This window comes from Streptomyces sp. ICBB 8177 (assembly GCF_003144095.1).
Taxonomy (GTDB): domain Bacteria; phylum Actinomycetota; class Actinomycetes; order Streptomycetales; family Streptomycetaceae; genus Streptantibioticus_D.
In genome coordinates this window covers 1,026,790-1,043,499 of record NZ_NSKH01000023.1, presented here as the reverse complement: position 1 = coordinate 1,043,499, position 16,710 = coordinate 1,026,790, and the positions used below count along the sequence as shown (strand labels likewise).

Annotated in this window: 15 protein-coding genes; 2 read left to right on the top strand and 13 right to left on the bottom strand. The window is 73.7% G+C overall.

The features are described from left to right. Nucleotides 1–258: 258 nt before the first annotated feature. The 7 genes from pheT to infC form a co-directional block, all read right to left on the bottom strand. A complete protein-coding gene (gene pheT / locus CK485_RS24975; protein ID WP_109454076.1) occupies nucleotides 259–2,748 on the bottom strand; it encodes a phenylalanine--tRNA ligase subunit beta in 2,490 nt (829 codons plus the stop codon). Continuing rightward, entirely contained in the window at nucleotides 2,748–3,866 is a 1,119-nt protein-coding gene (gene pheS, locus CK485_RS24970) for a phenylalanine--tRNA ligase subunit alpha (RefSeq protein WP_109454075.1), read from the bottom strand. The genes pheT and pheS overlap by 1 nt, the downstream gene beginning before the upstream one ends. Nucleotides 3,867–4,008: 142 nt before the next feature. Continuing rightward, the gene (locus CK485_RS24965; protein ID WP_109454074.1) at nucleotides 4,009–5,139 is read right to left on the bottom strand and encodes an ATP-binding protein; all 1,131 of its coding nucleotides are present in this window, start codon (nucleotides 5,137–5,139) and stop codon (nucleotides 4,009–4,011) included. A gap of 34 nt (nucleotides 5,140–5,173) precedes the next feature. After that, complete coding sequence (locus CK485_RS24960; RefSeq protein ID WP_109454073.1) at nucleotides 5,174–6,007, bottom strand: RNA methyltransferase; 834 nt, start codon at nucleotides 6,005–6,007, stop codon at nucleotides 5,174–5,176. A gap of 201 nt (nucleotides 6,008–6,208) precedes the next feature. Beyond that, nucleotides 6,209–6,592 (bottom strand): 50S ribosomal protein L20, encoded by a 384-nt coding sequence (rplT, locus tag CK485_RS24955; RefSeq protein ID WP_006141703.1) that lies wholly within the window; start codon nucleotides 6,590–6,592, stop codon nucleotides 6,209–6,211. A 99-nt stretch (nucleotides 6,593–6,691) separates the two neighbouring features. Then, the gene (gene rpmI, locus CK485_RS24950) at nucleotides 6,692–6,886 is read right to left on the bottom strand and encodes a 50S ribosomal protein L35 (RefSeq protein ID WP_109454072.1); all 195 of its coding nucleotides are present in this window, start codon (nucleotides 6,884–6,886) and stop codon (nucleotides 6,692–6,694) included. Between the two features lie 153 nt (nucleotides 6,887–7,039). Continuing rightward, on the bottom strand, nucleotides 7,040–7,681 hold the full coding sequence (gene infC, locus CK485_RS24945; RefSeq protein WP_109454071.1) for a translation initiation factor IF-3: 642 nt from the start codon (nucleotides 7,679–7,681) through the stop codon (nucleotides 7,040–7,042). Between the two features lie 424 nt (nucleotides 7,682–8,105). Between infC and CK485_RS24940 the strand changes: the two genes are divergently transcribed. Then, nucleotides 8,106–8,423: a DUF1844 domain-containing protein gene (locus tag CK485_RS24940; protein ID WP_109454416.1), complete on the top strand. Its 318-nt coding sequence runs from the start codon at nucleotides 8,106–8,108 to the stop codon at nucleotides 8,421–8,423. 100 nt (nucleotides 8,424–8,523) lie between these two features. On the opposite strand, the gene CK485_RS24935 is transcribed toward CK485_RS24940, so the two are convergent. From CK485_RS24935 to CK485_RS24925, 3 genes are read right to left on the bottom strand one after another with little or no spacing between them, the layout of a single operon-like run. Beyond that, nucleotides 8,524–9,273 (bottom strand): SseB family protein, encoded by a 750-nt coding sequence (locus CK485_RS24935; RefSeq protein ID WP_109454070.1) that lies wholly within the window; start codon nucleotides 9,271–9,273, stop codon nucleotides 8,524–8,526. Between the two features lie 46 nt (nucleotides 9,274–9,319). Further along, nucleotides 9,320–10,501 carry a type VII secretion-associated serine protease mycosin gene (mycP, locus tag CK485_RS24930; protein ID WP_109454415.1) on the bottom strand — a complete coding sequence of 394 codons (1,182 nt, stop codon included), beginning with the start codon at nucleotides 10,499–10,501 and terminating at the stop codon, nucleotides 9,320–9,322. A gap of 5 nt (nucleotides 10,502–10,506) precedes the next feature. Further along, nucleotides 10,507–11,466 (bottom strand): hypothetical protein, encoded by a 960-nt coding sequence (locus CK485_RS24925; RefSeq protein ID WP_199239499.1) that lies wholly within the window; start codon nucleotides 11,464–11,466, stop codon nucleotides 10,507–10,509. Nucleotides 11,467–11,725: 259 nt separating this feature from the next. Here CK485_RS24925 and CK485_RS24915 point away from each other — a divergent pair, with 259 nt between their 5' ends. After that, a complete protein-coding gene (locus CK485_RS24915) occupies nucleotides 11,726–12,937 on the top strand; it encodes an amino acid deaminase/aldolase (protein WP_109454414.1) in 1,212 nt (403 codons plus the stop codon). 54 nt (nucleotides 12,938–12,991) lie between these two features. Here the strand turns inward: CK485_RS24915 and CK485_RS24910 are convergent, their stop codons facing one another. The 3 genes from CK485_RS24910 to CK485_RS24900 all read right to left on the bottom strand — a co-directional run bounded on the left by CK485_RS24910 (nucleotide 12,992) and on the right by CK485_RS24900 (nucleotide 16,654). Next, the gene (locus CK485_RS24910; protein ID WP_109454069.1) at nucleotides 12,992–13,783 is read right to left on the bottom strand and encodes a 3-oxoacyl-ACP reductase; all 792 of its coding nucleotides are present in this window, start codon (nucleotides 13,781–13,783) and stop codon (nucleotides 12,992–12,994) included. After that, on the bottom strand, nucleotides 13,780–15,168 hold the full coding sequence (locus CK485_RS24905; protein WP_109454068.1) for an aldehyde dehydrogenase family protein: 1,389 nt from the start codon (nucleotides 15,166–15,168) through the stop codon (nucleotides 13,780–13,782). Before CK485_RS24905 ends, CK485_RS24910 begins: the two co-directional genes overlap by 4 nt. Nucleotides 15,169–15,286: 118 nt before the next feature. Further along, nucleotides 15,287–16,654: a glutamine synthetase family protein gene (locus tag CK485_RS24900; protein ID WP_109454067.1), complete on the bottom strand. Its 1,368-nt coding sequence runs from the start codon at nucleotides 16,652–16,654 to the stop codon at nucleotides 15,287–15,289. Nucleotides 16,655–16,710: the final 56 nt, after the last annotated feature.

Sequence of the window (16,710 nt, the reverse complement as noted above, 5' to 3'; positions counted from 1 at the left end):
CGGCCATGGTCGGTGATTGCGAGCCCCTTGCCGCGTCGGTCGATTCTCGCGACCGTACGCGCGCAAACCACCACCCTGGGTAGGCAATTCACTCGTTCGAGCTACAGAACCCTCGGGCTCACGTCCAGGGTGAGACTCGCCGCCCCCCGACCGCCCCGGAAACTCGTCCTCCGTGCCCCCGGCACGCGCGAGGGGCGCGTCCGGACCACACTCCGGACGCGCCCCTCGGGGCCCTTCAGGGACGGGCCCGCCCCCGGTTCACACCCCGCGCAGCGCGGCCCCCGTGCGCTCGGTGGCACGCGCCACCGCCGCGTCGCGGGCGGCGGACGCCTCCTCGGCGGTGAGGGTGCGGTCGGGGGCGCGGAAGCGCAGCGCGTACGCCAGCGACTTGCGGCCCTCGCCGATCTGCTCACCCGTGAAGACATCGAACAGCCGCAGCGATTCGAGCAGTTCGCCCGCGCCGTCCCGCAGCGCGGCCTCGACCTCGGCCGCCGGCACACCCGCGTCCACGACCAGGGCGACGTCCTGGGTGGCCACCGGGAAGGTGGACACGCGCGGCGCGCGCACCGGTCCGCCCTTGGCGCGCTCCACCAGGTCCAGGTCGAGTTCCATCGCGCTGGTGCGCTCCGGCAGGCTCAGCGCCTTGATGACGCGCGGGTGCAACTCGCCCGCGTGGCCGATCAGTTGGTCGCCCACGTAGAGCGCGGCGCAGCGGCCGGGGTGCCAGGGCGCGTACTGCGCCTGACGCACCGCCAGTTCGAGGGCGGCCTCGCGGGCCACGGTGCGGGCCGCCTCGACGGCGTCCGCCCAGCTCGCGGCGTACCCCTTGCCCCACCAGCCGGCGGGCTCGCGGGAACCGGCCAGCACCACGGCGACGTGGCGCGGCTGGTGCGGCAGCGCGGCGTCGAGAGCGGCGATCTCCTCGGCGGTGGGACGGCGGTCGACCGGCAGCTTCGGCGGCAGCGGTTCCTCGCCGGTGGGCAGGAAGACCAGCCCGGTCTCGAACAGGGCCAGGTCGTGCGCGCCCCGGCCCTCGTTGCGGCGCAGTGTGGCGAGCAGTCCGGGCAGCAGCGTGGTGCGCAGCCCGGGCTCCTCGTCGGAGAGCGGGTTGACCAGGCGCACCGTGCGGCGGCGCGGGTCGTCCTTGTCCAGGGCCAGCTGGTCGAAGGCGGCCTCGCCGACGAACGGGTAGGCCTGCACCTCGACGTAGCCCGCGCCGGCCAGCGCCCGGCCGACCCTGCGGCGCAGCAACTGGCCCTCGGTCAGGCCGTGCCCGGACGGCGGCTTGGGCAGCGTGGAGGGCAGGTTCTCGTAGCCCTCCAGCCGGATGACCTCCTCCGCCAGGTCGTTGGGGTCGCGCAGGTCGGGCCGCCAGCTGGGGACGGTGACGACCAGCTCGTCGGAGCCGTAGACGTCGCAGCCGACCTGCTGCAGGCGGCGCACCACGGTCTCGCGGCCGTACGAGGTGCCCGCGACGCGGTCCGGGTGGTCGGCCGGGATCGCGATGGTGTGCGGCGCGGACGGCGTGATCACCTCGGTGACCCCGGCCTCCGCGGTGCCGCCGGCCAGCAGCACCAGCAGGTCCACCGTGCGCTGCGCGGCGGCCGAGGTGGCCAGCGGGTCGGTGCCGCGCTCGAAGCGCTTGGCCGCCTCGGAGGACAGCTTGTGGCGCCGCGAGGTGCGGGCGACCGCGACCGGGTCGAAGTGCGCGGCCTCGATGACGATCTCGGTGGTGGTGGCACCGGTGTCGTCGATCTCGGTGTGGGCGCCGCCCATGACACCGGCGAGCCCGATCGGACCGGAGTCGTCGGTGATGACCAGGTCCTCGGCGTCCAGCGTGCGCTGGGTGCCGTCCAGCGTGGTGAGCTTCTCGCCCTGCGCCGCCCGGCGCACTCCGATCGTCCCCTTCACCCGGGAGCGGTCGTAGGCGTGCAAGGGCTGGCCCAGCTCCAGCATCACGTAGTTGGTGATGTCCACGGCGAGCGAGATCGGCCGCATGCCCGCCTTCTGCAGACGGCGCTGGAGCCACAGCGGGGAGACCGCGTCGGGGTCGACGTTGGTCACCGTGCGGGCGGTGAAGCGGGTGCAGCCGATGGGGTCGGCGACCTCCACCGGGTAGCCGTGGGAGTTCGGCGCGGGCACGTCCAGCAGCGCCGGGTCGCGCAGCGGCAGCCCGTACGCGGTCGCGGTCTCCCGGGCGATCCCGCGCATCGACAGGCAGTAGCCGCGGTCGGGGGTGACCGCGATGTCCAGCACCTCGTCGACCAGCTCAAGCAGCCCGATGGCGTCGGTGCCGGCCTCGTGCTCGGGCGGCAGCACGATGATGCCGTCGTGGTCGTCGCCCATGCCCAGCTCGCGGGCCGAGCAGATCATGCCCTCGGAGGTCTTGCCGTAGGTCTTGCGGGCCGAGATCCGGAAGTCGCCGGGCAGCACGCCGCCGGGCAGGATGACGACGACCTTGTCGCCGACCCGGAAGTTGGTGGCGCCGCACACGATGTTCTGCGGCTCGCCGGTCCCGTTGGCCTTGCCGACGTCCACCTGGCAGTAGCGGATGGGCTTCTTGAAGCCGGTCAGCTCCTCGATCGCCAGCACCTCGCCGACGACCAGCGGGCCGGCGAGACCGGCGCCCAGCCGCTCGACCCTCTCGACCTCGAGGCCGGCCGCGACCAGCCGTTCCTGCACGTCGCTGCCGGTGGTGCCGGCCGGCAGGTCGACGTACTCCCGCAGCCAGGAAAGCGGGGCCCGCATCAGATCTCCATCCCGAACGGAAGGGTGAAGCGCACGTCACCCTCGACGATGTCTCGCATGTCCTCGATGTCGTGGCGGAACATCAGCATCCGCTCGATACCGAAGCCGAAGGCGAAACCGCTGTACTTCTCCGGGTCCACGCCGCAGGCGGTCAGCACCCGCGGGTTGACCATGCCGCAACCGCCCAGCTCGATCCAGCCCTCGGAGGAGCAGGTGCGGCAGGGGCGGTCCGGGTTGCCGACCGACTCGCCGCGGCACACGTAGCAGACCATGTCCATCTCGGCGGACGGCTCGGTGAACGGGAAGAAGTTCGGCCGCAGCCGGGTGCGCATGCCCTCGCCGAACAGCGCCTGCACCATGTGGTCCAAGGTGCCCTTCAGGTCGGCCATGGTCAGCCCCTCGTCGACCGCGAGGAGCTCGACCTGGGTGAAGACCGGGGTGTGCGTGGCGTCCAGCTCGTCGGTGCGGTAGACGCGGCCGGGGCAGATCACGTAGACCGGCGGCTCCTGCCCGATCAGGGAGCGGATCTGCACCGGGGAGGTGTGGGTGCGCAGCACGACGCCGGAGTCGGCCACTCCGTCGCGCTCGACGAAGAAGGTGTCCTGCATCTCGCGCGCCGGGTGGTCCGGCGGGAAGTTCAGGGCGTCGAAGTTGAACCACTCGGTCTCGACCTCGGGGCCTTCGGCGACCCGGTAGCCGAGCGCGGCGAAGACGTCCGCGATGCGGTCGGCGAACGAGGTCATCGGGTGGCGTGCGCCGGCCGGGCGGCGGTCGTAGGGCAGCGTGACGTCCACCGCCTCCTCGACCAGCACGCGGGCGTCGCGCTCCGCCTCCAGCTCTTCCTGGCGGGCCTTGAGCGCCTTGTTGACCGCGCCGCGGGCCTGGCCGACGCGCTTGCCCGCGTCCGCCTTGGCGTGCGGCGGCAGCGCCCCGATCTCCCGGTTGGCCAGCGCCAGCGGCGAGCGGTCACCGGTGTGGGCGACCTTCACCTCGCGCAGCGCCTCCAGGTCGGTGGCGGCGGCGATGGCGGCGACCGCCTCGTCGCGCATCCGCTCGATCTCTTCCGGTTTCAACGCCTCGACCTCGACAGGGTCGTACGACTTGTTGGGTGCCGACATCTCTTCCCGTGTTTCCGGTTGGGGCTGGCGCGCGGGGTCCTCGCGTGGACCGCGTACGGCCCAGGGGGCCAAAGGCCGATTCTACTGGGCGGCGGCGCACCGCCCCGCGCGTGGATCAGCAGGTGGACGCCCGCCGGGGGGCTCAGGCCAGGAAGGCCGGGGTCCCGGCGGGCAGGACGAATCGGAACCGGGCGCCGCCGCCGGGCGCCCGGCCCGCGGTGATCGTGCCGCCGTGGGCCTCGACGATGCCCTTGACGATGTACAGGCCCAGGCCGGTGCCGCCGCGCCGGTTCCCCCGCCAGAAGCGGGTGAAGACACGCCCGACCGACTCCTCGGGGATGCCGGGGCCTTCGTCGCTCACGGTGACGGCCGTTCCCTCCGCGTCGGATGTGCCGGACGCACCCGGTCGTGGCGCGGGTGCCACTTCGATGGTGACGGTTCCCGCGCCGTGGCGCACCGCGTTTTCCAGCAGGTTGACCAGCACCTGCTGGAGTTTGTCGGGGTCGGCCCACAGCGGCGGCAGCGGGTCGGCCACCAGGACGCGGAAGCGGTCGGCCGGGGTACCGGCGGCGATGTGGGCGTCCACCCGGTGCTTGACGGCGGCGGCCACGTCCACCGGCTGGCGGCGCACCTCCAGGCGGCCGGCGTCGATGCGGGAGATGTCCAGCAGTTCGGCGATGAGCCGGGTGACGCGGTTGGCGTCCGCGTCCACGGTCTGGAGCATCAGCTGCTTCTGGTCGTCGGTGAACCGCTCCCACTTGGCCAGCAGCGTCGCGGTGAAGCCCTTGACCGAGGTGAGCGGGGAGCGCAGTTCGTGGGCGACAGTGGCGATCAGTTCGGCGTGGCTGCGTTCGGTGCGGCGGCGCGCCTCGGTGCCGCGCACCGAGACGACCAGCCGCACCACCGGCCCGGTGGGCCGCTCGCGCACGTAGCGGGCGCAGACGAGCACCTCGCGGCCGCCGGGCAGCAGCAGGTTGCGCTCCGGCTGCCCGGTGCGCACGGCCAGGCCCCGGTACGGGTCGGTCAGCGCCCACCAGCGGCGGCCTTCGAGGTCCTCCAGCGGCAGCACGCGGTCGTACGCCTCACCCAGCGCGTCGGCCCGGCGCACCCCGGTGATGCGGGCGGCGGCCGCGTTGAAGCAGGTCACCCGCCCGTCGTGGTCGGCGACCATCAGCCCGTCCGGGAGGTCGTCGGGGTCGAGGCAGCCGGGCGCGGGCCGCGCGGGACCGGCGGGCGGACCACCGGCCGGACCGGCTCCAGTCGTACTGTCCATCCCCGCATCCCCTCCCGGACCCAGGGGCGACACCCTACTGGTCGGCGGCCACCGTGCGGCACCCTCCGGGTGCGCGCTGTGCACGGGCGGACGCATAGAGGCACACCGCGGCGGCCGTGGCGAGGTTCAGGCTCTCCGCGCGCCCGTGGATGGGGACACGCACCACCTCGTCGGCCAGCGCGCGGGTCTGTTCGGGCAGGCCCCACGCCTCGTTGCCGAAGATCCACGCGGTGGGGCCGCCCATGGTGCCCTCGTCCAGCTCTGCGTCCAGGTCGCGCTCACCCGCGCCGTCCGCCGCGAGCAGCCGCACCCCGGCCGCGCGCAGACCGCTCGCGACCTGGTCGACGGGGACGCCGACGGCCACCGGGAGGTGGAAGAGGCTGCCGACGGAGGCGCGCACGGCCTTGGGGTTGTACAGGTCCACCGAGGCGTCGGTGAGCACGACCGCGTCGGCGCCCGCCGCGTCCGCGCAGCGCAGCACGGTGCCTGCGTTTCCCGGGTCGCGGACGTTGGCAAGGACGGCGACGAGCTTGGGCGCGCCGCGCAGGATCTCCTCGAACGGGGAGTCCAGGAAGCGGCAGACGCCGACGACGCCCTGCGGCGTGACGGTGTCGCAGACCTCCGCCACGACCTCGTCGGTCGCGGTGAACACCCGCACCCCGGCACCGGAGGCGGCCCGGACGATGTCCGCGTGCCGCTCGGCGGCCTCCGGCGTCACGTAGACCTCGACGAGGTGGCCCACGGCCTCGCGGACGGCCTGCGGGCCCTCGGCGAGGAAGCGCCGCTCCCTGCCGCGCGTGCTGCGCTTGGCCAGGCGTTTGGCGGCGGCGACGCGGGGGTTGCGGGGCGAGGTGAGGTCAGGGGTCACGGTGCGCGCGCTTTCGGTGGTCGGTGCGGGCGGTGGCGGGACGGGCTTGCGGCGGCGGGCCGGCCCGCCGCCGGAAGCGGTGCCCAGGACAGCCCAGGACCCGCAGGCGTGCGCCTGCGGGTCCTGGGTCCTGTGCGACGTCCCAAGGGCGTTTCCGGAACGGGCCGGAAGGCCCGCGACGTTACGGGCGAAGGGAGCGGGTCACGCGGCCTTCGGGGCGTTCACGTCGCTGGGGAGGGCCTTCTGCGCCACCTCGACCAGGGCGGCGAACGCGTTGGCGTCGTTGACGGCCAGCTCCGCGAGGATCTTGCGGTCCACCTCGACGTTGGCGGCCTTCAGACCCTGGATGAAGCGGTTGTAGGTGATGCCGTTGGCGCGGGCGGCGGCGTTGATCCGCTGGATCCACAGCTGACGGAAGTCGCCCTTGCGCTTCTTGCGGTCGTTGTAGTTGTAGACGAGGGAGTGGGTGACCTGCTCCTTCGCCTTGCGGTACAGGCGGGAGCGCTGCCCGCGGTAGCCGCTGGCCTGCTCGAGGATTGCCCGGCGCTTCTTGTGGGCGTTCACTGCCCGCTTGACGCGTGCCACTTGGTAACTCCTTGTAAGGGACCGCGGTGGGAACTCACACGGCCCGAAAACGATTGGTCCCGGTCTGAGGGATACGCCTCCGCCAGGAGGGCGCGTCCGTTACTTGCCGAGAAGCTTCTTGATCTTCTTGGCGTCCGCCGGGGCCGCCTCGACGGTGCCGGTCAGGGCACGGGTCTTGGTGGACGGCTTGTGCTCCAGCAGGTGGCGCTTGCCGGCCCGCTCGCGCAGCACCTTGCCGGAGCCGGTGAGCTTGAACCGCTTGCTCGCACCGCTGTGCGTCTTGTTCTTCGGCATGGCGCCGTAGTCTCCTCGTCGCTGGCCCTCCCGTCCGCCGGTCACGACGGACGGAGAGCGTCAGTCCTGCATTACCGCGACGCGACGACCGCAGGGGTCCATCGCACCGCCTGACCCGGAACCAGGGCTCCGGGGCTCCTCTCGGCCTTGGCCTCAGCCGGCGTCGGCGGGAGCCTGAGCCTGCTGCTCGTGCTCCTGGTCCTGCTCCGACTCGTCCTGCTGGGGCTGGCGACCGGCCTTGCGGGCGGCCTGCGCCTCGCGGGCCTCGGCCATCGCCTCGGTCTTCTTCTTGTGCGGACCGAGAACCATGATCATGTTCCGGCCGTCCTGCTTGGGGTTGGACTCGACGAAGCCCAGGTCCTGGACGTCCTCAGCGAGCCGCTGGAGCAGCCGGAAGCCCAGCTCGGGCCGGGACTGCTCGCGACCACGGAACATGATCGTGATCTTGACCTTGTCGCCCTGCTTGAGGAACCGGACGACGTGACCCTTCTTGGTGTCGTAGTCGTGCGGGTCGATCTTCGGCCGGAGCTTCATCTCCTTGATGACCGTGTGCGCCTGGTTCTTGCGCGCCTCACGGGCCTTCATGGCCGACTCGTACTTGAACTTCCCGTAGTCCATGAGCTTGCACACCGGCGGGCGGGCGGTCGCCGCCACCTCGACCAGGTCGAGGTCGTACTCCTGTGCGAGCTCCAGGGCCTTGGCAAGCGGCACGATGCCGACCTGCTCGCCACTGGGACCGACGAGTCGCACCTCGGGGACGCGAATCCGGTCGTTGATGCGGGGCTCGGCGCTGATGGGGCCTCCTCGGTTGCACCACGCGCCGTCTGGCGGACAGCGCGCGACTTTGAGTCTTTGTACCTACGACCCCGTACCCTGGACGCCAAAAACGCCCCGTACGGGACACAGGCGGGGCTCCTCACAACCGGGAGCACCGCCGCGTTTATTCCGCGGGGCGCATCGGACGGCCACGGCGTCGTCGACACCGCACCGTCTGACCGGGACCCGCCGGCCCGGGGGCCGGTCAGGTGGGAGTTGGAGCTCCACTTGCGGGCCGGGCACAGGAGTGTCCGGCCGGTCGATCCACCAGCATACCAGTCGTTGGCCGACGGCAGTAATCGCCCGAACGGGGCCTATCGTGTGCGTCATGAGCGACACCACCCCGCACCCCGACGGCCCCGCCGGCCCTGGCGCGCAGCAGCCCGGCGCCGACTTCGACACGATGACCCGCGACATCGCGGAGGTGCCCGCGGTCGAGGTGATCACCACGGTCGCGGTGCACCTGATGAGCGCCGCGGCGGTGAACCTGGGGCTGGCCGAGGAGGGCGATCAGCACAAGGACCTCGACGAGGCGCGCAAGCTGATCACCGCGCTGGCCGGGCTGGTGACCGCCGGGGCCCCGGAGATCGGCTCCTACCACGCCGGTCCGCTGCGCGACGGGCTCAAGTCGCTCCAGCTGGCGTTCCGCGAGGCGTCCGTCGTCCCGGACGAGCCGGGCCAGGGCCCGGGCGAGAAGTACACCGGACCGGTCTTCGGCTGACGGTTTCCCGTCCACGTGACGGGCGGTGAGGGCGGGCGCGCCGGGCGCCCGCCCTCAGTGCTGTAGCAGTACGGGCGAACGCTGTCGCCGTACGAGCCCGTCAGCGCGCGAACAGCGGCTCGCCCGGGACCCGTGCCTCGGGCGGCAGCAGCGCGAGGTCCAGGCCACGCACCAGCCGGGCCCGCAACGCGTCGTGCCCGGCCAGCGCGGACGCGACCCGCTGGGCGACGACGGCCACCTCGGTCCCCGGAGCCAGCACCAGGCAGAGCGTGCCGTCCGTCGGCGCGCCGTCCCCGCCGCGCGGCGGGGTGAGGTGGGCGCGCACCACCTCGGGCTCGGCGGCCAGCGTCTCGCGCAGCGCCGCGGCGACGTCCGGGTCGGTCAGCGGGTCCACTCGGTCCCGGCCGGAGGCCAGCGAGTGCAGCGCGGGCCCGGACAGGACGTAGCGGGCCGGGCCCGCCATGTCGATCAGCAGAGTGTCGGCCCCCTCGTGCGCGAGCGCGGCCAGCGCCTGCCGGAACGGCACCGCCACCGGCCGCGCGTCGGCCCGCCACCGGGCCAGCGTCTCGACCGAGGTGAACGCGGGCAGCGCGCGGCGGCCGTCCGGCGCCTCGATGGTCGGCACCGCCATGTCGCTGGTCTTCTCGCGCCGCAGGCCGTCCGGCCCGGTCTCCGCCTCGCCAAGCAGCGCGACGACGGGCACCAGCAGCCGTGCGGTGGGCAGTGCGGCCAACACCTCGGGTTCGGCGGCGGGGTCGTTCGCGTACGCCTCCAGCGCGGCGCGCAGCCGGGGGTCGGCGCTGCCGTCGTCGTCCGCGAAGCCGGGGTCCGGGATGTTCTTGTCAGCCACGGCACGAGGGTATCGGCGCCGGTACGCCGTCCGGCGCGCGGGCGGCTCAGCCGCGCAGCCGCCAGACGTACACCCGCAGCGCCGCGGCGACCGCCAGCAGGCACAGCCCCGCGACCGCGGCGACCGGCGCCAGCCCCGAGGTGCCGCCCGCCGCGGCCTTGGGGGCGCCGGACGCGGGACCCGAACCGAAGTAGCGGTGGGCGTAGGCCGCGGCGGCGGGCGTCTGGGCGGCGGGGCGCAGCCGGGCCGCCGCGGCCAGCGCGGCCACCGGGTCGACCACCCCCGCGCCGACCGCGTCGTCGCGCCCGCCGGAGGGGGTGCCGGTGGCCGTCGTCTCCAGCAGGGTGCGGATCTGTCCGGGGCTCAGCCGCGGGTACGCGGAGCGGATCAGCGCGACCACGCCGGAGACGTAGGCCGACGCCGCCGAGGTGCCCCAGCCCTCGTAGTAGTCGCGGTCCGGGTCGGCGATCACCACGTCGACGCCGGGCGCGCCCACGGTCGCGTACCACCGTTCGGTGGAGAACGCGGCGCGGTGCCCGTAGCGGTCGACGGCGGTCACCGCGATCACGCCGGGGTAGGCCGCGGGGTACGAGGCCGGGTCGCCGTTCTGGCCGCTGTTGCCGGCCGAGGCGACGACCACGACGCCCTTGTCCAGCGCGTACTGGACGGCCTCGTCCTCCGCCGCGTCGGGGTGGGCGGTCTTGCTGTCGTCGCCGAGCGAGAGGTTGATGACGTCGGCGCCGTGGTCGGCGGCCCACCGGATCCCCTGCGCCAGGGCGCCGCCGCGCGTCTCGCGGGCCTGCTGCCGCTTGGGGTCGGTGTCCTCCAGGATCACCCGTACCGGGAGGATCTTCGCCCGCGGCGCGATCCCCATCACGCCCTCGCTGCCGCCGGGTCCGTGCCCGTGGCCCGCGATGATCCCGGCCATCGCGGTGCCGTGCCGGGCCCAGGCGGAGTCACCGCGCTTCGCCCCGAAGCCGACCAGGTCGGTGCCGGGCAGCACCTGGCCGGTCAGGTCGGGGTGGGTGCCGTCCACGCCGGTGTCCAGCACCGCGACGGTCACGCCCTCGCCCTCGCTGGTGCGCCACGCCTGCGCCGCGTGCAGGGTGGTCAGCGGCCACTGCTGGTCGCGTATCGAGTCGGCCCGGGCGGCGGGCGCGCCGGGCAGCAGGGCCGTCGCCAGGCACGCCAGCAGCACGGCCACGACCGCGTGGGTCCGCCGCGTCACGCGCCTCACGGTGTCCCCTGTCCGGCCGGGGACTGGCCGGGGCCGCCCGGGTCGAGCGCGTCGGGGACGGCGGCGGTGTAGCGGCCGGCGATGGCCTGCGCGAGTCCGGCCGCGTCGTAGCCGAGGCCGGACTGCGCGGGGACGGTGGTGGCGCCGCGCACGGTGGCCGCGGCGGCGGGCTGGGGCGCGCCGGCGGTGCGGCCGTCCGCGAAGCCGCTGACCGCGTAGACGACGAGCGGGAGTCCGGCGGAGACGTTCACGGTCCAGCTGGCGCGCTGGGCGGTGCCGAAGCCCGCCGAGTCGGTGCCGGGGAAGGCGACCGGCCTGGGCATGGCGTCGGTGCGCCCGCCCAGGTGCGAGGAGGTCCAGTGCGCGCTGAACGCGGCGGTGGCGGCCGGGCTCGCGGTGGTGACCAGGACGCCGACGGTGGTGACGTCGCTGGAGGTCGCGTCGGTGTACGTGGCCCGCAGCAGCCGGGCACAGCCCAGCGGCGCCAGCGCGGCGGCGAGCGGCGGGTCGAAGGCGCCCGCGCAGCCGCCGTCCGGGGCGACGCCCACGCGGATCCAGGTGCGGTCGGCGCCGCCGGGGCCCGCGCCGGTGCCCTTCACGGTGGGCGGGAAGAGGCTGTCGACCGGGACGCCGTGCCAGGCGGAGCGTGCCTCGGTGAAGGCGCGGGCGGTGGCGTCGGGGCCGGTCTGCGCTTGGGCCGGGTTGTCGACCCAGTGGCCGACGAGGGCCCCGGCCAGTAGCCCCACGCCCAGGACCAGGCAGACCCCGGCGGCGACGGCGGCCCTGGCGGCCTTCGTCACGTGCCCGGCCCGGCGGGCGGCGTCCTGGGGGGCGGGCGGGGCGGACCCGGGGCGGGTGGCGTACCCGGGTGGCGTGCCGTGGATGAGGCCGGGCGGGTGGGCCGGGCGCGGTGGCGGAGCGGGACGCGGCGCCCCGTTGTCGACTCCGGCTCCCACCCGGTGCCCCCTCCTGGCCGGTGCGTGCAGGCCACGCGTGCGTGACGCCGGACCTGCGGCGGGACCGGCCGGCGGTAACTCTACGGGTTGTGCCTGTGCGTCGGCGCCCGGTCCGGCCGCCTCGCGCCACCCGTGGCACCGGTCCGGCCGCGCCCGCAGTCCCCGCACGGCCGCTCGGACCGCGCCCCAGCCGTCGGGACGCGTGGCCCTGGTCGCCGTGGGGCTTGTCCGGCGGACGGGCACGGTGCAAGCTGCCCGCATGTCTGATCGCGCCGCTCGCGCCGCCGACCGGGCCCGCTACGACCGGGCCACCGCCCATCTGGACGCGCCGCTCGCGGTCGTGGACCTGGACGCCTTCGACGCCAACGCGGCGGATCTGGTGCGCCGGGCGCACGGCAAGCCGATCCGGGTGGCGAGCAAGTCCGTGCGCTGCCGTGCCCTGCTCGAACGGGTGCTGGCGCGGGACGGGTTCGCCGGGATCATGTCGTTCACCTTGGCCGAATCCCTGTGGCTCGCCCGGGCCGGGTTCGAGGACGTGCTGCTGGCCTACCCCTCGGTGGACCGCTCGGCCTACACGGAGTTGACGGGTGATCAGAAGCTGGCGGACGCGGTGACCGTGATGGTCGACGACGTCGCGCAACTCGACCTGGTCGACGCCTCGCGCGACGGTGGCGGCCAACAGGTGCGGGTCTGCCTGGAGTTGGACACATCGTTGCGGCTGCTGGGCGGGCGGGTGCGGATCGGGGCGCGGCGTTCCCCGTTGCGCGAACCGGCCCAACTCGCCGCGCTGGCACGGGAGGTGACGCGACGTCCGGGCTTCCGGCTGGTGGGGCTGATGGCGTACGAGGGTCATGTCGCCGGGGTCGGGGACGACGTCGCCGGTCAGCCGCTGCGGTCGCGGGCGGTCCGTGTGGTGCAGTCGGTCTCCCGGAAGGAGCTGGCCGCCCGCCGGGCCGAGGTGGTGCGTGCGGTGCGCGCGGTGGCGCCGGACCTGGAGTTCGTCAACGGCGGCGGAACGGGCAGTGTGCAGCACACGGCGGCGGAGGACGCGGTCACCGAGATCGCGGCGGGTTCCGGGCTGTACGTGCCGAGGCTGTTCGACAACTACACCTCGTTCCGCGGGCGTCCGGCGGCGTTGTTCGCCCAGCCGGTGGTGCGGCGGCCGGGGGTGGGCGTGGTGACCGTGCTGGGCGGCGGCTATCCGGCCTCCGGCGCGGCGGGCCGCGACCGGCTGCCGCAGCCGTATCTGCCGCACGGTCTGGCCTACGACCCGCAGGAGGGCGCGGGCGAGGTGCAGACGCCGCTGCTGGGGTCGGCCGCCGACGACCTGCTGATCGGCGACAAGGTGTGGTTCCGGCACGCCAAGGCGGGTGAACTGTGCGAGCGGTTTGCTCAGTTGCACCTGATCGAGGGCGACCGGGTGACCGCGACGGTGCCCACGTACCGGGGCGAGGGCCGCACGTTCCTGTGACTTCGGAACGTGCCCGGCCCCGGCCCCGGTACGCGGGCGGAACCGTGTGGACCACTACACCGGGGTGACGTAGGCGCCCGCGATGCCGCCGTCGACCAGGAACTCCGAGCCGGTGATGAACGACGAGTCGTCGCTGGCCAGGAAGGCGACCGCGGCCGCGATCTCCTCCGCCTCGGCGAACCGGCCCAGCGGGATGTGCACCAGGCGACGCGCCGCGCGCTCCGGGTCCTTCGCGAACAGCTCCCGCAGCAGCGGGGTGTTGACCGGCCCCGGGCACAGCGCGTTGACCCGGATGCCCTCGCGGGCGAACTGCACGCCCAGCTCGCGCGACATCGCCAGCACGCCGCCCTTGGAGGCGGTGTAGGAGATCTGCGAGGTGGCGGCGCCCATCACCGCGACGAACGAGGCGGTGTTGATGATGGAGCCCTTGCCCTGCCGCCGCATGTAGGGCAACGCGGCCTTGCAGCACAGGTAGACGGAGGTGAGGTTGACCTCCTGGACCCGGCGCCAGGCGTCGAGGCCGGTGGTGAGGATGGAGTCGTCGTCGGGCGGTGAGATGCCCGCGTTGTTGAAGGCGACATCGACCGAGCCGTAGGTGTCGTACGCGGTCTTGAACAGCGCCTCGACCTGCTCGGCGTCGGTGACGTCGACCTTGGTGAACAGGCCGCCGACCTCGTCGGCCGCCGCCTTGCCCGCGGTCTCGTCGATGTCGGCGCACACCACGCGGGCGCCCTCGGAGGCGAGGCGGCGCGCGGTGGCCAGCCCGATGCCGCTGCCCGCGCCGGTGACGACGGCGGTGCGGCCGGGCAGGCGGCGGCAGACGGGGGTGGGGTGCTGGTCGGTCACGGTCGGCTCTCCTCGGTGCTGATGAAGACGTTCTTGGTCTCGGTGAAGGCGGTCAGCGCGTCGGGGCCCAGTTCGCGGCCGAGGCCCGACCCCTTGAAGCCGCCGAAGGGGGTCCAGTAGCGCACGCTGCTGTGCGAGTTGACCGACAGGTTGCCCGCCGCGACGGCGCGGGAGACCCGGATCGCGCGGCCGACGTCGCGGGTCCACAGCGATCCGGCGAGCCCGTACGAGGTGGCGTTGGCCAGCCGCACGGCGTCCGCCTCGTCCTCGAAGGGCAGCACGACGGCCACCGGCCCGAAGATCTCCTCGGTGACCTCGGGCGCGTCCGGCGCGAGGCCGGTCAGCACGGTCGCCGGGTACCAGAAGCCCTTGCCGGAGGGGGCCTCGCCGCGGATGGCGGCCGGGGCGTCCTCGGGGACGTGGGAGCGGACGCGTTCGCGCTGGGCGGCGGAGATCAGCGGGCCCACCGCCGTCGCCGGGTCGGCCGGGTCGCCCACGGTCACGCCGAGCACGGCGGGCTCCAGCAGTTCCATGAACCGCTCGTACACGGAGCGCTGCACCAGGATGCGGGTGCGGGCGCAGCAGTCCTGGCCGGTGTTGTCGAGGAACGCCATCGGCGCGGCCAGGGCGGCGACCTCGACGTCGGCGTCGGCGAAGACGATGTTGGGGCTCTTGCCGCCGAGTTCCAGGGTGACCCGCTTGACCTGCCCGGCGCACCGGGCCATGACCTGCTTGCCGACCGTCGTGGACCCGGTGAAGACGATCTTGGCGACGTCCGGGTGGTCGACGAGCGCCGCCCCCGCGACCGGGCCCGCTCCGGGCAGTACCTGGAAGAGGTGCTCGGGCAGGCCGGATTCCAGGGCGAGTTGGGCCAGTCGCAGGGCGGTGAGCGGGGTGGTCTCGGCGGGCTTGAGCACGACGGCGTTGCCCGCGGCGAGCGCGGGGGCGGTGGCCCAGCCGGCGATGGGCATCGGGAAGTTCCACGGCACGATGACGCCGACGACGCCCAGCGGTTCATGGAAGGTGACGTTCAGGCCTGCGGGCACCGGGATCTGTGCGCCGTTGAGGCGTTCCACTCCCCCGGCGGCGTACTCAAGCAGGTCGCGGACGTTGCCCGCCTCCCAGCGGGCGTTGCCGATCGGATGGCCCGCCTCGCGGACCTCCAACTCGGCCAGTTCCTCTCGGTGCTGGTCGACCACCGCCGCGAACCGGCGCAGCAGCCGGGCCCGGTCGGCGGGGGCGGTGGCGGCCCAGCGGACTTGCGCGCGCACCGCCCTGGCGACGGCGGCGTCCACCTCGTCGGGTGGCGTGGCGGGGACGGTGGCGATCAACTCCTCGGTCGCCGGGTTGAGTACGAGGTGCTCGGTGGGGTGCTGGTCGGGCACGGGCGTTTCCTTTGGCTGCGGGGCTCCGGGGGCGGCGACGGGTCGTGGGACCCGCGGCGACGGCGACCGGCTGCGGCGCGCCGCGAACGGGCTCGTCACGTCACTTGCGTCGGTCACGTCACATGCGTTCGAAGGAGCGGAAGCGTTCCCAGTCGGTGACGGCGCTGTCGTACGCGTCCTGCTCGACGCGGGCCATGTTGGCGTAGTGGTCGACCACGTCGTCGCCGAAGGCCGCCCTGGCCAGCGGTCCGCTTCGCCACAGCTCGGCGGCTTCGCGCAGGGTGGTGGGCACGTGGGCGGCGTCCGCGCGGTAGGCGTTGCCGGTACAGGCGGCCTCCAACTCCAGCCGCTCGTCGACGCCGTGCAGTCCCGCCGCGATCAGTCCTGCCACGGCCAGGTAGGGGTTGACGTCGCCGCCGGGTACGCGGTTCTCGAAGCGCAGCGAGTGGCCGTGGCCGACGACCCGCAGCGCGCAGGTGCGGTTGTCGGGGCCCCAGGCGACGGCGGTGGGCGCGAAGGAGCCGGGGCGGTAGCGCTTGTAGGAGTTGATGTTCGGCGCGTACAGCAGGGTGAACTCACGCAGCGCGGCGAGCTGTCCCGCGAGGAAGTGGCGCATGGTCTTCGACATGCCCGCCTCGCCGCTGGGGTCGGCGAAGACGGGATGTCCGGCCTCGTCGCGCAACGACAGGTGGATGTGGCAGGAGTTGCCCTCGCGCTCGTCGTACTTCGCCATGAAGGTGAGCGACTTGCCGGACTGCGCGGCGATCTCCTTGGCCCCGGTCTTGTAGATCACGTGCTGGTCGCAGGTGGTGAGCGCCTCGTCGTAGCGGAAGGCGATCTCGTGCTGGCCGAGGTTGCACTCGCCCTTGGCGGACTCCACCGTCATGCCCGCGGCGGCCATCTCGTTGCGGATGCGCCGCAGCAGCGGCTCGACGCGGCCGGTGCCGAGGACGGAGTAGTCGACGTTGTACTGGTTGGCCGGGTTCATCGCCCGGTAGCCGCGGCTCCAGGCGTCCTCGTAGGAGTCGTTGAAGACCATGAACTCCAGCTCGGTGCCGACCTGCGCGCTCCAGCCGCGTTCGGCGAGCCGGTCGAGCTGGCGGCGCAGGATCTGCCGCGGGGAGGCCGTGACCGGGGTGCCGTCGTGCCAGGCGAGGTCGGCGGTGACCATGGCGGTGCCGGGGTTCCAGGGGGTGCGGCGCAGCGTGGCGAGGTCAGGGTGCATGGCGAAGTCGCCGTATCCGCGCTCCCAGGAGGACATCGCGTAGCCGTCGACGGTGTTCATCTCGGCGTCGACGGCGAGCAGGTAGTTGCAGCCCTCGGTGCCGTGGTCGAGGACGTCGTCGAGGAAGAAGCGTGCCGCGAAGCGCTTGCCCTGCAGGCGCCCCTGCATGTCGGTGAAGGCCAGCACGACGGTGTCGATCTCGCCGGAGTCGACGAGGCGGCGCAGTTCGGCTGCGGACAGCGGCGGCGTACGGTCTGCCACGGGGTGAGCCTCCTGTCGGTGGACCGGGAGCTATAAGGTATACACAGAGACCTTTG